Source organism: Methylobacterium symbioticum, assembly GCF_902141845.1.
GTDB lineage: Bacteria > Pseudomonadota > Alphaproteobacteria > Rhizobiales > Beijerinckiaceae > Methylobacterium > Methylobacterium symbioticum.
In genome coordinates this window covers 21,291-38,267 of record NZ_CABFPH010000052.1, presented here as the reverse complement: position 1 = coordinate 38,267, position 16,977 = coordinate 21,291, and the positions used below count along the sequence as shown (strand labels likewise).

Here is a 16,977-nt window from a genome sequence, read left to right as displayed (position 1 = left end):
CGGCTCGCGGCCCTGCTGGAGGACCGCCGGCGCCTGGAGCGCGAGCTCGCCGAGGCGCGCAAGAAGCTCGCCATGGGCGGCGGCGCGGCCGGCGGCGGCGACGAGGCCCGCGAGGTGGCGGGCGTCAAGCTGATGGCCCGCGTGGTCGAGGGCGTCGAGATGCGCGACCTCAAGAGCCTCGCCGACGAGGGCAAGACCCGCCTCGGCTCCGGCATCGTGGCGATCGTGGGCGTCGCCGCCGACGGCAAGGCCGGCCTCGTGGTCGGCGTCACCGACGACCTGACCGCGCGCTACGACGCGGTCGGCCTGGTGCGGGCCGGGGCCGGCCATCTCGGCGGCAAGGGCGGCGGCGGGCGCCGCGACATGGCCCAGGCCGGCGGCCCGAACGGGACGGGCGCCCAGGCCGCCCTCGACGCCATCGTCGAGGCGCTCCAGGCGGCGTGAGGACGAAGCCCGCCGCGGCCCGGACGCCGCGGCGGGCTCCCACTCACCGCGAGGCGGTGAGCTGGCAGCCGCTCTCCTCGAGCTTGGCGTAGGCGTCCGCGCCGGGGATGGTGGCGAGCAGCTTGTAGAGGTCCCACTCGCCCTTCGAATCGGCGGGCTTCTTGACCTCGAACAGGTACATGTCGTGGACCATGCGGCCGTTGGCGAGCACCTTGCCGCCGCGGGCGAAGACGTCGTCCACCGGCAGCTGGTGCAGCTTCTCGTTCACCGCCTCGGTCTCGTCGGTGCCCGCGGCCTTCACCGCCTTGAGGTATTGCAGCACCGCCGAGTAGGTCCCCGTGTGGATCATGTTCGGCATCTTGCCGGTGCGCTTCATGAAGCGCTGGCCGAACGCTCGGGTCTCGTCGTTGAGATCCCAGTACCAGCCCTCGGTGAGCGTCAGGCCCTGCGCCACCTTGAGGCCGAGCCCGTGCACCTCGGCGAGGGTGAAGAGCAGCGCCGCGAGGCGCTGGCCGCCCTCGGTGATGCCGTATTCCGCCGCCTGCTTGATCGAGTTCGCGGTGTCGAGGCCGGCATTGGCCAGCCCGATCACCTTGGCGCCCGACCCCTGCGCCTGGAGCAGGAAGGAGGAGTAGTCCTGCGCCGCGAGCGGGTGGCGCACGCCGCCCACGATCTTGCCGCCCTTCGAGGTGACGTAGCGGGTCACCTCCGCCTCCAGCGAGTGGCCGAAGGCGTAGTCGGCGGTGAGCATGAACCAGGTATTGCCGCCCTGCTGCACCAGCGCGCCGCCGGTGCCGACCGCAAGCGCGCGGGTGTCGTAGGCCCAATGGTAGCCGTAGGGCGTGCAGAGCTTGCCGGTGAGGTCGCTCGTGGCCGCGCCCGTCGTGATGGTGATCTTCTTCTTCTCCTTGGACAGGCCCTGGACGGCCAGCGCCACCGAGGAGGTGGTCAGCTCCATGATCGCGTCGACCTTGTCGCGGTCGTACCATTGCCGCGCGATGCCGGAGGCGATGTCGGGCTTGTTCTGGTGGTCGGCCGAGACCAGCTCGATCGGCGCGCCGAGCACCGTGCCGCCGAAATCCTCGACCGCCATCCTGGCCGCCTCGATCGAGGAGCGGCCGCCGAACTCGGCATAGACCCCGGACTGGTCGTTCAGGATGCCGATGCGCACGGCCCCGTCCGAGACCGCCTGCGCCGCGGCCGGACCGGCCAGTGCCAGCGTCGCGGCGAGGGCGAGGCCCGCCCGCGAGCGAGCGCGACCTGGAGCCCTGTCTGAATCGATACGCGCCTTGCTCATGCGTTCCTCACCCTGGCCGAGATTCTTCTTGGGATCGGCGCCTCGCGGACGCCGTGGGCACACGGTATGCCGAGTGGGGGCCGGCCCGCTACGGGCAGCCGCAACAGGCGGCGCCGGTTGCAAGGGCGCCGCCGAACGCCAGGCAGGGGCGGGCGCAATCTTGCCTTTTCGCGGCCGATCCACGAAAAGCCCGCTGTCCCGGAAGCTGCGCGTTGCCGGCTGCCGCGCCGGGGTCGAGGAAAGACGGTTCCATGCTCGATTACGCGCAGGCGCGACGCCTGATGGTCGACTGCCAATTGCGGACCTTCGACGTGAACGACAACGCGGTCCTCGACGCGTTCGACACCGTGCCGCGCGAGCGCTTCGTCCCGGCCGGCCGCGAGGGCTTCGCCTATATCGACCAGACCCTGCGCATCGACACGGCCGGCGAGGAGCCGCGCTTCGTGCCCGCTCCGATGATTCTGGCCCGCATGATCCAGGCGCTCCAGATCAAGCCCGGCAAACGCGCCCTCGACGTGGCCGGCGGCTACGGATACGGCGCGGCGCTGATGGCGGAGCTCGGCGCCCGGGTCACCGCCCTGGAGAGCGTGCCAACGCTCGTCGCGGAGGCGCGCCAGCGTCTCGACGGCGCGGCGGAGATCGTGGAGGGACCGATCGCGCGCGGCGTTGCCGACCGCGGGCCCTACGACGCCATCCTGGTCAACGGCCGCGTCGAGAGCCGTCCGCAGGCCTTGCTCGATCAGCTCGCCGACGAGGGGCAGCTCGTCTGCGTGTTCGGGCCGGAGCGGGCCGCCAAGGCGACCATCTTCGTGCGCGCGGGCGACGCGTTCGGGTCGCGCCCGCTGTTCGGCGCCTCGCTGCCCGTGCTGCCGGCCTTCGCGGCCGAGGCGGGCTTCGCGTTCTAGAGCGCTCTGCGACGAACGGAGGCCGGTTCGACACACGGGATCACGTGGAACAGAGGCGTGGAGCTGATCCCGATTGCAACGCGGCCAAGCGCGGCTCCGGAGCGCCGAAGCAGCCGCAGGGGCCACGCCTCTTCTTGACGGCCACCGGCCGCGCCGAAGCGCAATGTTGCCGGAGAGCGTTGCAAATGCACGCCAAGTGCAGCTTGCAAAACCTCCCTCCGGCAGACCCTCTCCCCTCGGGAGCGACCGTGCCGCGCGCCCTCGGCGGGACGCGCTAATACTTCGTCTCAACCGAATTCGGACCTGTTGATAACCTGCGCGTCTGCGGGCGGGCACTCGTATGCCGAGGGCCAAGACTGTCGCCTTTATGCGCCACTTGCCGATGATTCGACGGAACGGAGGCCACGAGTACGTGCGCGGCGCCCCCGCCTTCGGCTAAGGTGCACCGCAGGGCGGGCCAGTTCGGATGAGGACGGGCGACCATGCGGCGGGGGCCGTGCGGGTCATCCGAGATAAGAACCGAGACACCGCAAGGGCTGATGGACGTGAAAAGACGTACACTTGCGACAGGTTCCGCGCTCCGGCTGACCGCGCCGGCCGTCGCGGCCGGCTTCGCGGCCGCGCTGACGCTGGCCTCGCCGGCGCTGTCCGAGACCCTGGAGAGCGCCCTCGCCAAGGCCTATGGCGGCAACCCGCAGTTGAACGCGAGCCGTGCGCTCACCCGCGTGCGCGACGAGGACGTCGCCATCGCCGTGTCCGGCTACCGGCCGACGGCCGCGGTGAACGTCCAGGCCGGCGTCACCCAGCAGGGCGGCAACCTCGCCGGCACCAATATCGATCAGCTTCTCAAGCCGGCCTCGGCGGGCCTCGTCGTCAACCAGACCCTGTTCAACGGCTTCCAGACCGACAACAACACCCGCCGTGCCGAATCGGGCGTGTACGGCCAGCGCGAGACGCTGCGCTTCACCGAGATGTCGGTCCTGTTCAGCGCCGTGCAGGCGTACATGAACGTCCTCTCCGACACGGCGACCCTGGAGCTGCGGCGCAACAACGTCGAGGTGCTCGAGGAGCAGCTCCGTCAGACCCGCGACCGCTTCAATGTCGGCGAGGTGACCCGGACCGACGTCGCCCAGGCCGAGGCGCGCCTCGCCGGCGCCCGCGCCGATGTGAGCGCGGCCGAATCGGCGTTGCGCACCTCGATCGGCATCTACCGCCAGAACGTCGGCGTCGAGCCGCGCCAGCTCGCCCCGGGCCGGCCGCTGGACCGCTACGTGCCGGCCAATCTCGATCAGGCCATCTCCGTCGGCCTGCGCGAGCATCCGCAGGTGCTGTCGGCCTTCCACGCGGTCGACGCGGCCGAGGCGCAGGTGAAGGTGTTCGAGGGCACCCTTTACCCGACGCTCAGCGTGCAGGGTCAGGTCCAGCAGGCCTATGACCAGCAGATCGCCAATACCAGCGGCTACGCCGCCTCGATCCTCGGCCGCCTGACCATCCCGCTCTACCAGGGCGGCCAGGAATACGCGCAGATCCGTCAGGCCAAGGAGACGGTCGGGCAGCGCCGCATCGAGGCCGAGCAGGTGCGCGATCAGGTGCGCGCCCAGATCGTCGATTTCTGGGGCCGCCTCGAGGCGGCCAAGGCCCGCGTGATCGCCTCGCAGGCGCAGGTCCAGGCCAACGAGGTGGCGCTGAACGGCGTGCGCGAGGAAGCGCGCGTCGGCCAGCGCACCACCCTCGACGTGCTGAACGCGCAGCAGGAGCTGCTCAACGCGCGCGTGAACCTGATCACCGCGCAGCGCGACCGGGTGATCTTCTCCTACGGCGTCGTGCAGGCGATCGGCCGGCTGACGGTGCGCTTCACCGCCGTGCCCGTGGCGGCCTACAGCCCGAAGACGCATTTCGACCAGGTCAAGGACCTCTGGTTCGGCATCCGGACGCCGGACGGGCGCTAGAGCCTTGTCCGCGGTCGGGGTTGCCGGTTCCGCGAAGGAGAGCGCGTCGAAACAAGGCTGAGAGCCGTTCCCGATTGCGGCGCGATCGGAACCGGCCTCGATCCGCCTCCGGGCGGGCCCGGCCCCCAGATGTTTTCCGACGGCGCCGGGTGTTTTCCCTGAACTGTGCTCCCGAAGCGCTTGTCCCGCGAAGCCGCCGTGGAATACTGCCCTCGGCCTCAGACAGGCCTGCGTCGATCCCGTTCCCGAGCGCCGTCCGGATGAGTGCAGCGAGCCCCAAGATTCAGGACAAGACGGCAGAGAAGGCCCACGAGCCTTCGATGGAGGAGATCCTCGCCTCGATCCGCAGGATCATCGCCGACGATCAGGCCGCCAAGCCGGCCGAGACCCCGCCCGCCAAGGCCCCGGCGCCGCCGCCCGAGCCGGAGGACGTGCTCGACCTCGCCGAGTTCGCGGAGCCCGCCCCGGCACCGAAGCCCACGCCGCTCGATTTCGACGCGATCGATTTCGGCAGCGCGGAGATGGATTTCGACGCGATCGTGGTCGAGCCGGATGCCGAGCCCGAGCCGGAGTTGCCGCCCCCGCCGGTCGCCGCGGCGCCGCCTCCGCCGCCGGTTCAGCCGACCCGCGCGCCCGAGGTGCCGCCCGAGCCGCTGACCTCGTCCGAGACCGATGCCAGTGTCGGCAACGCCTTCAACATGCTCGCGCACACCGTGCTGTCGCGGAATGCCCGCACGCTCGACGACCTCGTCGCCGACATGCTGCGCCCGATGCTGAAGGCCTGGCTCGACGACAACCTGCCCGTGATGGTCGAGCGCCTCGTCCGCGCCGAGATCGAGCGGGTGTCGCGCGGCCGCTGAGCCCCGGGGCGGGGCCGGCCGGCCCGAAGCGCGCAGGAAGGCGGGGCCCGCGTGTTGACGCGAGCCCCCCGGCGGGTTGAAAGCGGGCACTTCCTCAGGACAGCCCCGCGGGCCCGCACCTCCCATGATGGACAAGACCTTCGACCCGGCCGCCGTCGAGGCGCGCGTCGCCGCAGCCTGGGAGGACGCCCAGGCCTTCCGGGCCGGCCGGCCCGAGCGCGCGGGGGCCGAGCCCTTCTGCATCGTCATCCCGCCGCCGAACGTGACGGGCACGCTCCATATGGGGCACGCCCTCAACAACACGCTGCAGGACATCCTCTGCCGCTTCGAGCGGATGCGGGGCAAGGACGTGCTCTGGCAGCCGGGCACGGACCATGCCGGCATCGCCACGCAGATGGTGGTGGAGCGCAAGCTCGCCGCGGACGGCGAGCCGGACCGCAGGACGCTCGGCCGCGAGGCCTTCCTGGAGCGCGTCTGGGCCTGGAAGGCGGAATCGGGCGGCGCCATCGTCAACCAGCTCAAGCGGCTCGGCGCCTCCTGCGACTGGTCGCGCGAGCGCTTCACCATGGATGAGGGCCTCTCGGCGGCCGTCCTCAAGGTCTTCGTGGATCTGCACGCGCAGGGGCTGATCTACCGCGACAAGCGCCTCGTGAACTGGGACCCGAAGTTCCAGACCGCGATCTCGGACCTCGAGGTCCAGCAGATCGAGACCAAGGGCAACCTCTGGCACTTCGACTACCCGGTCGTCGACGAATCCGGCGCGGAGACGGGCGACATCATCACCGTGGCGACGACCCGGCCCGAGACCATGCTCGGCGACACCGCCGTCGCGGTGCATCCGGAGGATGCCCGCTACACCGCCCTGGTCGGCCGCAAGGTCCGCCTGCCGCTCGTCGGCCGGCTGATCCCGATCGTCGCCGACGAGTATTCCGACCCCGAGAAGGGGACCGGCGCGGTGAAGATCACCCCGGCCCACGACTTCAACGACTTCGAGGTCGGCAAGCGGCACGGCTGCGCGCTCATCAACATCCTCGACGCCGAGGCGCGCATCCTCATCGCCGGCAACGAAGCCTTCCTGGCCGACGCCCAGCCCGAGCCCGAGACGCTGGCGCTGCACGGCCTCGACCGGTTCGAGGCGCGCAAGCGCGTCGTCGCCCTGATGGAGGAGCGCGGCCGGCTCCGGCAGATCGAGCCGAACACCCATGCCGTGCCGCATGGCGACCGCTCGAACGTGGTGATCGAGCCCTACCTCACCGACCAGTGGTACGTGAACGTCAAGCCGCTCGCCGAGCGCGCCCTCCAGGCGGTGCGCGACGGCCAGACGCGGTTCGTGCCGGACAACTACGAGAAGATCTTCTTCCAGTGGCTGGAGAACATCGAGCCCTGGTGCATCTCGCGCCAGCTCTGGTGGGGCCATCAGATCCCGGTCTGGTACGATGACGAGGGCGGCATCTACGTCGCCCATGACGAGGCCGAGGCGTTGGAGAAGGCGCGGGCCGCGCGCGGCCGCGACGTCGCGCTCACCCGCGACCCCGACGTCCTCGACACCTGGTTCTCCTCCGGCCTCTGGCCGTTCTCGACGCTGGGCTGGCCGGAGAGCACGCCGGAGCTGGCGCGCTTCTACCCGACCAACACCCTGGTGACCGGCAAGGACATCCTGTTCTTCTGGGTCGCCCGCATGATGATGCTCGGCCTCCACGTCACCGATCAGGTCCCGTTCTCGACCGTCTACCTGCACACCCTGGTGCGCGACGCGTCGGGCGCCAAGATGTCGAAGTCGAAGGGCAACGTGGTCGATCCGCTCGGGCTGATCGACCAGTACGGCGCCGACGCGCTGCGCTTCACCCTCGCCGCGATGGCGGCGCAGGGCCGCGACATCAAGCTCGCGGTCAACCGCGTCGAGGGCTACCGCAACTTCGCGACGAAGCTCTGGAACGCCGCCCGCTTCGCCGAGCTGAACGGCTGCCGCCTCGACCCGGCCTTCCGGCCGGACGCGGTGCGCCAGCCCGTGAACCGCTGGGCGCTGGGCGAGGCCGCCCGCGCCGTCGCCGAGGTCGAGGCGGCGCTCGACGCCTACCGCTTCAACGACGCGGCCACCGCCGCCTACCGCTTCGTCTGGAACATCTTCTGCGACTGGTACCTGGAGCTGGCCAAGCCCGTGCTGCAGGGCGAGGGCGTCGATGCGGGCCTCAAGGCCGAGACGCAGGCGAGCATCGCCTTCCTGATCGACCAGATCGCCAAGCTCCTGCACCCGTTCATGCCCTTTCTCACGGAGGAGCTCTGGGCGATCAAGGGCGAGGCCATCCCGGAGCGCGGCATGCTGGCGCTGGCGCCCTGGCCGGATCTCGCCGGCCTCGCGGATGCCGAGGCCGAGGCCGAGGTCGGCTTCGTGGTCGACCTCGTCTCGGAGGTGCGCTCGGCCCGCTCGGAGACCAGCGTGCCGGCCGCCGCGCAGGTGCCCCTCGTCCTCGTCGGCGCGAGCGAGGCCGTGCGCGCCCGCGTCGCCGCCTGGCGCGACACGCTGGTGCGCCTCGCCCGCCTCTCCGAGATCAGCTTCGCGGATTCGGCGCCGAAGAACTCGGTCCAGCTCCTCGTGCGCGGCAGCGTCGCGGCCCTGCCGCTGGAGGGCATCGTCGATCTCGCCGCCGAGGTCTCGCGCCTGCAGAAGGAGGCGGTGAAGGCGGAGGGCGAGATCCGGAAGATCGAGGCCAAGCTCGGCAATGCCGATTTCGTGGCGCGCGCGCCCGAAGAGATCGTCGAGGAGAACCGCGAGCGCCGCGACGCCGAGATCGAGCGCCTCGGCAAGCTCCGGGAGGCCCTGGCGCGGCTCGAAGGGTAGAGCGCTCTCAAGCCGAAGTGGATCCCGGTTCGGCGAAAGAGAGCGCGTCACCACAAGGACTTGGAGCCGGTCCCGATTGCAGCGCGATCGGGACCGGCTCCAGGCCGGCTCACGACACGAACTTGAGCCCGGCGATCCCCGCCACGATCAGCCCGATGCAGGCGAGGCGGGCGGCGGTCGCCGGCTCATCGAACAGCACGATCCCGAGGAGCGCGGTGCCGACCGCGCCGATCCCGGTCCAGACCGCGTAGCCCGTGCCCCCGGGCAGCGTCCGCAGCGCGATCGACAGCAGCACCACGCTCGCCGCCATGGTGGCGAGCGTCAGCACCGAGGGCAGGGGCTTGGTGAAGCCCGCGGTGTATTTCAGGCCGATCGCCCAGCCGGTCTCGAGGAGGCCGGCGACGAACAGGATGATCCAGGCCACGATGCGCGTCTCCGCTCAGGTTGCGGGCGCTGTGTGCGCGATCGGCGCGGATTGGCCAAGGCGGAGCGCCGGCCGTCTTATCGACGGGTGCCGAGTGGACCGTTGAAGAGCGTGGGGGCGCTGCCGAAACTGCTGGACGGCTCGCTGATCGGCCCTCCGAAACCGTCCCGAGGCCCGCGCGGATTCGTGGAATAATCGGGCGGCACGTAGAGGCCTGCCCCATTCCGGTAGCCCAGCCTCAGATGGTCGGGCTTTCCAGCGGCGAGGCCATCATCGTAGCGCCGCGTGTCGATCGCCTTGGCGGGATGGGGCTTTCGCTTCGACGGCCTCGCCTTGGCTCGGCCGGTCGCGGCAGAATATCCATCGAAGGCGCCCGGGTGAAGTTTGGGGATCTCGGTCGCCCCCGCGCCGACGGTCGCACCGAGAAGAACGGCAACCGCGAGCAGCTGTCTCATCGTTCCAGTCCTCACAAGGCGTCACGCGCCGGAACCCGGCCGGGTCGAGACCGCCCGCCGGATCGCGAGGATCATCGTCCCACGATCCGTAACAAAGCGTAACGGGCAGCCGCAGCGCGGATCTGTTCCACATGCCGGTGGCCGGCGTCGCGCGTCCGGATGCGGGCCGGCACGGCGGACGGCCGGGCTCCGCCGAGGCAGCGCAACCTGTCCAAATCGTAATCCGACCGCCACGACCGGGTCAGGGGCCGCCCTCTAGACCGATCGCATCGACCGCCGCGTGAGCCGGCGTCGTCCCGATCCGTCCCGAGAGGTTGAGCCCCCATGTCCGAGCCCCGTCCCTCCGGTCGCCCCGCGCGCCGTGCCCTTGCCTCCGTCGCCGCCGCCGCTCTGGTCGCAGGCGGCGCCGTCGGTAGCGCCTACCTGCCCTCCGCCACCCCCGCCCAGGCTCAGGCCCTGCCGAAGACCCCGATCGAGGCGCCCGAGCATCCGCCGGGCTCCTTCGCCAACATCGTCGACAAGGTGAAGCCCGGCGTCGTCTCGGTGAAGGTGAAGCTCGACGACACGGCGAGCGCGGACGACGACGACAGCGCGGGCCAGGGCGGGCCGGGCGGGCGCGGGATGCAGAACGTGCCCCCGCAGCTGCGCGAGTTCTTCCGCCGCTTCGGGCAGAACGGCCAGCCCGGGACGCCCCAGCAGCGCCAGGGCAGCCGCGGCGCCGTGGGCTCCGGCTTCGTCATCTCGGCCGACGGCTACGTGGTGACCAACAACCACGTGGTCGACCATGCCAAGACCGTGCAGGTCACCCTGGATGACGGCCGCACCCTCGACGCCAAGGTGATCGGCAAGGATTCGAAGACCGACATCGCGCTCCTCAAGATCAACGAGCCGGGTTCCTACCCCTATGTCCAGTTCGGCAAGGGCGCGCCGCGCGTCGGCGACTGGGTGGTGGCGATCGGCAACCCGTTCGGCCTCGGCGGCACGGTGACGGCCGGCATCGTCTCGGCCCGCGGCCGCGACATCGGCGCCGGCCCCTACGACGACTTCCTGCAGATCGACGCGCCGATCAACAAGGGCAATTCGGGCGGCCCCACCTTCAACGTCAACGGCGAGGTCGTCGGCGTGAACACCGCGATCGCCTCGCCGTCGGGCGGCAGCGTCGGCCTCGCCTTCGCGATTCCCGCCGAGACGGTGCAGGCGGTGGTCGAGCAGCTCCGCACGGACGGCAAGGTCGCCCGCGGCTATCTCGGCGTGCAGGTCCAGCCGGTGACGCAGGACATCGCCGAGGGCCTCGGCCTCGACAAGCCCAAGGGCGCCCTGGTCGATCATGCCGAGGACGGCACGCCCGCCGCCAAGGCCGGCCTGAAGTCCGGCGACGTGATCGAGAAGGTGAACGGCGAGCCGGTCAACGACGCCCGCGAGCTGTCGCGCAAGATCGCCGGCCTGAAGCCCGGCGCCAAGGTGGACCTCGCCTATCTGCGCGGGGGCAAGGCGGATACCGCCACGATCACGCTGGGCGCGCTGCCGGCCGACGGCACCAAGGTGGCGACCCGGGACAGCGACGGTGCCAACGGCCAGCCGCGTCTGGGCCTCAACCTCGCCCCGGCCGCGGATGTCGGCCTCGCCGACCAGGGCGTGGCGGTGGTCGAGGTCGATCCGGACGGGCCGGCGGCGGCCAAGGGCATCGAGCAGGGCGACCTGATCCTCGATGTCGGCGGCAAGAGCGTGTCGCGGCCCTCCGACGTCACCGCGCAGATCCGCGCCGCCGAAGCCTCGGGCCGCAAGGCGGTGCTGATGCGGATCAAGAACGGCAAGGGCGTCACCCGCTTCGTCGCGGTGTCGCTGAGCAAGGCCGGCTGATCCGGGGACGGCCGAACTCGGCAGCCCTGACAGAACATGAAGCGAGGCGCCCCCCGGCGACGGGCGGCGCCTCGCCCATGCGGGCAGGATGGCATTCCGGCCACACGCGGTTGCCGCCGTCGCGCTCGCCCGCCCGAAGAGCCGCCGATCGATCGACGGTTTCTTAACCTGAAGTTTATAATTACACCTGAGGTCTGAAATCAGGTGGTGCCGCGCGGGGCGCGTTCGCGAGGATTCGGAGGGGGGCTGGTGCTCCTCGCCGCCGCCTGCCTTCCCGTCCCGGTCGGGTCCGCGATCGACGATGCCGTCGCAAAATGCGCCACCGCGACGATCGGCGGCGCCGTGATTGGTACGCTGATCGGCGGCGCGGTGGGCGGCGTCGGCTGCGCGGTCCTGACCGCTCTCGACCGCCAGGACAGGGAGCGGATCCGCAGTGCCCAGAGCGCGGCCGCGACCACCAACCAGCCGCGCTACCGCTCCTGCCAGGGTGCGGACGGGAAGAAGCGCGAGATCACGATCCGCCCGCAGAACGTGGCGCCGCAGGTGGCCGAGGGCGGCCGGATCTACCGGGCGGTCGACACCGCGGCCAGCATCGCGGGTACCGGCTCGGCGGATCTGCCCACCGCCCTGGTCCGCCGCATCGCGACCGGCGACTGGGACCCGGCCTGATCGCCGCGGTTCCCCGGCGGGCGGGACCGGTCTAAACCGGGACCATGCGTGCCGGTCCGCTCCTCCTCGTCCTCGCCTGCCTCGCCGCCGCCCCGGCGCGCGCGGAATCCTGCGACGCGCTCACCGCCCGGGTGATCCGCGTCACCGGAGCCTCGCTCGCCGGTCGCGCCGAGCCGGGCGCGGTGTTCCGGGCGGCGGATGCGGAACGGATGAGCCTCGATTGCCGGGCGCCGCGCCGGATCGTGCTCGGCGCCCTCGACCGGGAGCCGATCGCCCGCTTCTTCGCCCTGGTCGGCCTGGCCGCGCAGGCCCTCGCGGGTGCCGATGCGGAGCGGGCGGAAATCCTGGCGCGGCGCCTCCACCAGGATTCGCTGCTCGCCTCCGCAGCGGTCCAGGGCCGGGACGGCCGCCTCGCGCTCCGCTGCGAGACGGGTCCGCGCGCCGACAGCCTCGCCGGGCTCCTGACCGTCTGCGTCGTCGCGGCGGAGCGCGGCACCATCCTGCATCGCAAGGCGCACCTTCCGCACAAGGCCCGGGCCGGCTAGAGGCAGCGCATGTCGAACGAACAGCCCATCACCGTCCGCGTCGGCGACGCCGCCTTCGGCAACCACCTGCCGCTCGCCCTGATCGCCGGTCCCTGCCAGCTCGAGGGCCGCAGCCACGCCCTGGAGATCGCCGCGGCGCTGAAGGAGATGACCGCGCGGCTCGGGATGGGCCTCGTGTTCAAGACCTCCTTCGACAAGGCGAACCGCACCTCGGGCAGCGCCGCGCGCGGCCTCGGCCTCGAGGGGGCGCTGCCGATCTTCGCCGAGATCCGCGAGTCGCTCGGCCTGCCCGTGCTCACCGACGTGCACGCGGCCGAGCAATGCGCGTCGGTGGCCGAGGCGGTGGACGTGCTGCAGATCCCGGCCTTCCTCTGCCGGCAGACCGATCTGCTGCTCGCTGCGGCACGCACCGGCCGCGCCGTCAACGTCAAGAAGGGCCAGTTCCTGGCCCCCTGGGACATGGCCCACGTCGCCGCCAAGATCACGCAGGCCGGCAACCCGAACGTCATCGTCACCGAGCGCGGCGCCTCCTTCGGCTACAATACCCTCGTCTCCGACATGCGCAGCCTGCCGATCATGGCGCGGGTGACGGGGGGCGCGCCGGTGGTGTTCGACGCGACCCATTCCGTCCAGCAGCCGGGCGGGCAGGGGGCGAGCTCCGGCGGCCAGCGCGAGTTCGTCCCCGTCCTCGCCCGCGCCGCCGTGGCGGTGGGCGTGGCCGGCGTGTTCATCGAGACCCATCCCGATCCCGACCGCGCCCCCTCGGACGGCCCGAACATGGTGCCGCTGACGGCGATGCCGGCGCTCCTCGCGGAACTCGCCGCCTTCGACCGGCTCGCCAAGGCCCGCGCCGCCCTCTGATCATCGGGTTTCCAAAGGGATCATCCCTTTGGCGGGGTCTCGGGGCAGAGCCCCGAGGTTCTCCCAGGGCTCCGTCCTGGAGCCGCGAGAGGGGTGACCCCTCTCGACGCCCACCTTGTCAGGCCGCCGGCACGAGGATGTGCGCCCGCAGGGGCTGCGTGAGGCCGTAGCCCGCGGGCGTGCGGGTCGCGGCGGCCTCGAAGGCGGCGGCGATGCCGTCCGCATCGGCCTCGATCGCCGCCTGGCGCGCCGGATCCACCGCGGTGACGCGGGCGAGGAAGGCGGGCAGGTCCGCGAAGGTCTCATGCCGCGCGAAGGTCACGTCCCGGCGGCAGGCGAAGGCGCCGCTGGCGATGGCCGCGGCGATGGCGGCCTGCGCCGCGGCGCGGATCTCGGTCTCGTCCTCGATCGGCTTCAGCGCCGCGAAGAAGCTGCCCTCGGCGAGGGGCTCCACCACCACGATCGGCCGGTCCGGGCCGACCACCCGCGCGGCCTCGGCGAGGGCGGCGCGCGGGTCCGGCACGTGGTGCAGGGCGTTGAGGATCACCGCACCGTCGAACCCCGCATCCGGGAAGGGCAGCGCCTCGGCGGAGGCTTGCTCGAAGCGGCCCGCCGGCACCCGGCTCCGCGCCGCCCGGATCGCGGCCTCGCCCGGATCGATGCCGGTGACCGCTGCCCCCTCGGCGGCGAGGGCCTTGGCGAGGATGCCGGGTCCGCAGCCGATATCGAGGATCCTGCGGCCGGCGATCGGCGCGAAGGTGTCGAGGATGAGGGAAAGGCTGTCCATGCGCGGGCGGCTCCAGATGGGACGCGCAGCGTAGCCGCTCGGCAGCCGGATTTCACGCGCCCACGTCGCGCCGGGTCCGGATCGCGCCGGGGGCGCGCCCCGTCCCGCGCGGCGCTCAGAGCAAAGCCCGCTCGTGCCGGGCGCTCGGCCAATCATCACAAGTCGGCGAGCGCGTTCAGCGCGCATTCATCGGAGCATGCGTGCCGCCGGCACTGACCGAGAACAACCCTGACCTGATCAGGGATGGGCGATGATTGGGTGGAACCCTTCCGTCACGCTGGCGTTGACCATGCAACTTCGATCCAAGATCGAGAAAGGAACACATGCGCAAGATCGCTATCGCCTCCGTTGCCGCCTTGTCGCTCGGCGCCTTCGCTGCGACCTCGGCCGACGCTCGCCCGCGCGGCTATTACGGCCACGGCTACGCCCCGCATGCCGGCTACGGTTATGGCGGCTATCGCGGCCGCCGCGGCATCGGGACCGGCGCCGCCGTCGGCCTCGGCATCGCGGGCCTTGCCGCCGGCGCGATCGCTGCGGGCGCCGCCCGCGACTCGTACTACCGCGACAGCTACTATGGCGGCGGCTACGGCGGCCCGGGCTACGGCTATTACGGCAGCCCCTACTAAGGGCGCCACGACGGGTTTCGGGGGGCGGTCGGCGCGAGCCGGCCGCCCTTCTCGTATGCGCGTCGGAGCTTTCGGTCGGACGCTCGCGCCGGCCGCTAGCGCGCGCGGTAGGGTGGCACGCCGGGATCGGGCAGCCACACACTCGTCGGCGGCGCGCCGGTCTGCCAGAACACGTCGATCGGGATGCCGCCGCGCGGGTACCAGAAGCCGCCGATGCGCAGGTAGCGCGGCTCCAGCAGGCCCGCGAGCGCCTTGCCGATGGCCACGGTGCAATCCTCGTGGAAGGCGCCGTGGTTGCGGAACGAGCCGAGATAGAGCTTCAGCGACTTCGATTCGACGAGCCAGCGGTCCGGCACGTAGTCGATCACCAGGATCGCGAAATCCGGCTGCCCGGTCACCGGGCAGAGCGAGGTGAATTCGGGCGCCGTGAAGCGGGCGCAATAATCCGTGTCGGCATGGGGATTGGGGACCCGGTCGAGACGGGCCTCCTCGGGCGAAGCGGGCAGGGGGGTGGCCTGGCCGAGTTGCAGAGCGTCGTTCGTCATGGGCGGGCTATAGCGCGCGGGCGCCGGGCTTGCATCCGCGCGGCGCTCAATGCAGCGTCGCAGGCGACAACCCGCGCATCACGGGCGGCCCGGCATCGGGCTGCGACCGCTTGAAGCGGGACCGAGCTTGACCGATAAGCCCGGCGACCGTTCCGCGAACCGGGCGAGGGCGCCCGTGCGGCACGCACGACGAATCGTTGAGGGGACGTCCATGACCGCGATCACCAATATCGCCGCCCGCGAGATCCTGGACAGCCGGGGCAATCCCACCGTCGAGGTCGACGTCCTGCTGGAAGACGGCTCGTTCGGCCGCGCCGCGGTCCCGTCGGGCGCCTCGACCGGCGCGCACGAGGCGGTGGAGCTGCGCGATGGCGACAAGAGCCGCTACGGCGGCAAGGGCGTGCGCAACGCCGTCGAGGCGGTTCAGACCGAGATCCTCGACGCCATCGGCGGCATGGATGCCGAGGATCAGGTCGCGGTCGACGAGGCGATGATCCATCTCGACGGCACACCGAACAAGGCGCGGCTCGGTGCCAACGCCATCCTCGGCGTCTCGCTGGCGGTGGCCAAGGCCGCAGCCGAGACCGCGGGCCTGCCTCTCTATCGCTATGTCGGCGGCGTCCAGGGCCGCGTCCTGCCGGTGCCGATGATGAACATCATCAATGGCGGCGCCCACGCGGACAACCCGATCGACTTCCAGGAATTCATGATCATGCCGGTCGGCGCCGACTCGATCGCCGAGGCGGTGCGGATGGGCTCCGAGGTGTTCCACACCCTCAAGAGCGCCCTGAAGAAGGCCGGCCACAACACCAATGTCGGCGACGAGGGCGGCTTTGCGCCGAACCTGCCCTCGGCCGAGGCCGCCCTCGACTTCGTGATGGAGTCGATCCAGGCCGCCGGCTTCAAGCCGGGTCAGGACATGATGCTGGCGCTCGACTGCGCGGCGACCGAGTTCTTCAAGGACGGCGCCTACCACTACGAGGGCGAGGGCAAGACCCGCTCCATCGAGGCCCAGGTCGACTACCTCGCCGAGCTCGTCGCCAAGTACCCGATCGTCTCGATCGAGGACGGCATGTCCGAGGACGACTGGCAGGGCTGGAAGCTGCTGACCACCAAGATCGGCGACCGGTGCCAGCTCGTCGGCGACGACCTCTTCGTGACCAACGTGGAGCGGCTGTCGCGCGGCATCGAGAGCGGCACGGCCAACTCGATCCTGATAAAGGTCAACCAGATCGGCTCGCTCACCGAGACGCTCGCCGCCGTCGATATGGCCCAGCGCGCCGGCTACACCGCGGTGATGTCGCATCGCTCGGGCGAGACCGAGGATTCGACCATCGCGGATCTCGCGGTCGCCACCAATTGCGGGCAGATCAAGACCGGCTCGCTCGCCCGCTCGGACAGACTGGCCAAGTACAACCAGCTCATCCGCATCGAGGAGGGCCTCGGCCCGCAGGGCCGCTATGCCGGCCACGCCGCGATCAAGCAGCTCGCCCGCCGCTGAGCCGGCTGATCGCCGCCTGCGCGCTCCTGCTCGCCCTCCGGGCGGGGGCGGGCGCGCAGGAGACCGCACCGACCTGCCGGGAGGGCGCCCCCGCCCTCTCGGCCCAGCTCCTGTTCGGCCTCTCCCGCCGCGACGGACGGCCGATCCCCGAAGCCGCGTGGCGCCGCTTCCTCGCCGCCCGGATCACCCCGCTCTTCCCCAACGGGCTCACGGTGATCGCCGGTCACGGCCAGTGGCGCTCGGCCGGCGGGCGGCTGCGGGCCGAGCCCACCCGCCTCGTCCTCATCGTCGCCGAGGATCGGCCGGAGACGCGGGCCGCGCTCGACGCGATCCGCGACGCCTACAAGGCCGCCTTCGCACAGGAGGCCGTCGGCCTCGTGCTCAGCCCCGCCTGCGCCTCGTTCCGTTAG

At 71.4% G+C, this 16,977-nt stretch carries 16 protein-coding genes; 12 read left to right on the top strand and 4 right to left on the bottom strand.

Going from position 1 to position 16,977, the window contains the following annotated elements; translation table 11 throughout:
• Positions 1–444, top strand: a 444-nt coding sequence (locus MET9862_RS17355) for a DHHA1 domain-containing protein (protein WP_244612762.1), incomplete at its 5' end; no start/stop codon positions are given.
• A 43-nt stretch (positions 445–487) separates the two neighbouring features.
• Here MET9862_RS17355 and MET9862_RS17350 read toward each other — a convergent pair.
• A complete protein-coding gene (locus MET9862_RS17350; protein WP_142584163.1) occupies positions 488–1,741 on the bottom strand; it encodes an ABC transporter substrate-binding protein in 1,254 nt (417 codons plus the stop codon).
• A 251-nt stretch (positions 1,742–1,992) separates the two neighbouring features.
• Between MET9862_RS17350 and MET9862_RS17345 the strand changes: the two genes are divergently transcribed.
• The 4 genes from MET9862_RS17345 to MET9862_RS17330 all read left to right on the top strand — a co-directional run bounded on the left by MET9862_RS17345 (position 1,993) and on the right by MET9862_RS17330 (position 8,294).
• Positions 1,993–2,646, top strand: coding sequence for a protein-L-isoaspartate O-methyltransferase family protein (locus MET9862_RS17345; protein ID WP_142584162.1), 654 nt, complete (start codon positions 1,993–1,995; stop codon positions 2,644–2,646).
• Positions 2,647–3,185: 539 nt separating this feature from the next.
• Positions 3,186–4,595, top strand: a complete 1,410-nt coding sequence (locus MET9862_RS17340) for a TolC family outer membrane protein (RefSeq protein WP_142584161.1) — start codon at positions 3,186–3,188, stop codon at positions 4,593–4,595.
• 260 nt (positions 4,596–4,855) lie between these two features.
• The gene (locus MET9862_RS30480) at positions 4,856–5,455 is read left to right on the top strand and encodes a PopZ family protein (RefSeq protein ID WP_185156905.1); all 600 of its coding nucleotides are present in this window, start codon (positions 4,856–4,858) and stop codon (positions 5,453–5,455) included.
• Positions 5,456–5,579: 124 nt separating this feature from the next.
• Complete coding sequence (locus MET9862_RS17330; RefSeq protein WP_142584160.1) at positions 5,580–8,294, top strand: valine--tRNA ligase; 2,715 nt, start codon at positions 5,580–5,582, stop codon at positions 8,292–8,294.
• 109 nt (positions 8,295–8,403) lie between these two features.
• Here the strand turns inward: MET9862_RS17330 and sugE are convergent, their stop codons facing one another.
• Positions 8,404–8,718 (bottom strand): quaternary ammonium compound efflux SMR transporter SugE, encoded by a 315-nt coding sequence (sugE, locus tag MET9862_RS17325; protein ID WP_142584159.1) that lies wholly within the window; start codon positions 8,716–8,718, stop codon positions 8,404–8,406.
• A 779-nt stretch (positions 8,719–9,497) separates the two neighbouring features.
• Here sugE and MET9862_RS17320 point away from each other — a divergent pair.
• From MET9862_RS17320 to kdsA, 4 genes are all read left to right on the top strand, one after another.
• Complete coding sequence (locus MET9862_RS17320; RefSeq protein WP_142584158.1) at positions 9,498–11,033, top strand: Do family serine endopeptidase; 1,536 nt, start codon at positions 9,498–9,500, stop codon at positions 11,031–11,033.
• A gap of 249 nt (positions 11,034–11,282) precedes the next feature.
• On the top strand, positions 11,283–11,702 hold the full coding sequence (locus tag MET9862_RS17315) for a hypothetical protein (protein ID WP_142584157.1): 420 nt from the start codon (positions 11,283–11,285) through the stop codon (positions 11,700–11,702).
• A gap of 44 nt (positions 11,703–11,746) precedes the next feature.
• Positions 11,747–12,247: a hypothetical protein gene (locus MET9862_RS17310; protein ID WP_142584156.1), complete on the top strand. Its 501-nt coding sequence runs from the start codon at positions 11,747–11,749 to the stop codon at positions 12,245–12,247.
• A gap of 9 nt (positions 12,248–12,256) precedes the next feature.
• Positions 12,257–13,108 carry a 3-deoxy-8-phosphooctulonate synthase gene (gene kdsA, locus MET9862_RS17305; protein WP_142584155.1) on the top strand — a complete coding sequence of 284 codons (852 nt, stop codon included), beginning with the start codon at positions 12,257–12,259 and terminating at the stop codon, positions 13,106–13,108.
• 118 nt (positions 13,109–13,226) lie between these two features.
• On the opposite strand, the gene MET9862_RS17300 is transcribed toward kdsA, so the two are convergent.
• A complete protein-coding gene (locus MET9862_RS17300) occupies positions 13,227–14,051 on the bottom strand; it encodes a class I SAM-dependent methyltransferase (RefSeq protein WP_142584154.1) in 825 nt (274 codons plus the stop codon).
• Positions 14,052–14,218: 167 nt separating this feature from the next.
• On the opposite strand from MET9862_RS17300, the gene MET9862_RS17295 reads away from it, so the two are divergent.
• Complete coding sequence (locus tag MET9862_RS17295) at positions 14,219–14,521, top strand: hypothetical protein (RefSeq protein ID WP_142584153.1); 303 nt, start codon at positions 14,219–14,221, stop codon at positions 14,519–14,521.
• Positions 14,522–14,616: 95 nt separating this feature from the next.
• Here the strand turns inward: MET9862_RS17295 and queF are convergent, their stop codons facing one another.
• Positions 14,617–15,066 (bottom strand): preQ(1) synthase, encoded by a 450-nt coding sequence (queF, locus tag MET9862_RS17290; protein ID WP_142584152.1) that lies wholly within the window; start codon positions 15,064–15,066, stop codon positions 14,617–14,619.
• Between the two features lie 211 nt (positions 15,067–15,277).
• Here queF and eno point away from each other — a divergent pair, with 211 nt between their 5' ends.
• Both eno and MET9862_RS30125 read left to right on the top strand, forming a co-directional pair.
• Positions 15,278–16,567: a phosphopyruvate hydratase gene (eno, locus tag MET9862_RS17285; RefSeq protein ID WP_142584151.1), complete on the top strand. Its 1,290-nt coding sequence runs from the start codon at positions 15,278–15,280 to the stop codon at positions 16,565–16,567.
• A complete protein-coding gene (locus MET9862_RS30125; RefSeq protein WP_244612764.1) occupies positions 16,564–16,977 on the top strand; it encodes a DUF3574 domain-containing protein in 414 nt (137 codons plus the stop codon). The genes eno and MET9862_RS30125 overlap by 4 nt, the downstream gene beginning before the upstream one ends.

Excerpts from the sequence above, each read along its gene's own strand:
- MET9862_RS17350 (WP_142584163.1), bottom strand. The coding sequence starts at position 1,741 with ATGAGCAAGGCGCGTATCGATTCAGACAGGGCTCCAGGTCGCGCTCGC.
- MET9862_RS17345 (WP_142584162.1), top strand. The coding sequence starts at position 1,993 with ATGCTCGATTACGCGCAGGCGCGACGCCTGATGGTCGACTGCCAATTG.
- MET9862_RS17340 (WP_142584161.1), top strand. The coding sequence starts at position 3,186 with ATGGACGTGAAAAGACGTACACTTGCGACAGGTTCCGCGCTCCGGCTG.
- MET9862_RS30480 (WP_185156905.1), top strand. The coding sequence starts at position 4,856 with ATGAGTGCAGCGAGCCCCAAGATTCAGGACAAGACGGCAGAGAAGGCC.
- MET9862_RS17330 (WP_142584160.1), top strand. The coding sequence starts at position 5,580 with ATGATGGACAAGACCTTCGACCCGGCCGCCGTCGAGGCGCGCGTCGCC.
- MET9862_RS17320 (WP_142584158.1), top strand. The coding sequence starts at position 9,498 with ATGTCCGAGCCCCGTCCCTCCGGTCGCCCCGCGCGCCGTGCCCTTGCC.
- MET9862_RS17310 (WP_142584156.1), top strand. The coding sequence starts at position 11,747 with ATGCGTGCCGGTCCGCTCCTCCTCGTCCTCGCCTGCCTCGCCGCCGCC.
- kdsA (WP_142584155.1), top strand. The coding sequence starts at position 12,257 with ATGTCGAACGAACAGCCCATCACCGTCCGCGTCGGCGACGCCGCCTTC.
- MET9862_RS17300 (WP_142584154.1), bottom strand. The coding sequence starts at position 14,051 with ATGATTGGCCGAGCGCCCGGCACGAGCGGGCTTTGCTCTGAGCGCCGC.
- MET9862_RS17295 (WP_142584153.1), top strand. The coding sequence starts at position 14,219 with ATGCGCAAGATCGCTATCGCCTCCGTTGCCGCCTTGTCGCTCGGCGCC.
- queF (WP_142584152.1), bottom strand. The coding sequence starts at position 15,066 with ATGACGAACGACGCTCTGCAACTCGGCCAGGCCACCCCCCTGCCCGCT.
- eno (WP_142584151.1), top strand. The coding sequence starts at position 15,278 with ATGACCGCGATCACCAATATCGCCGCCCGCGAGATCCTGGACAGCCGG.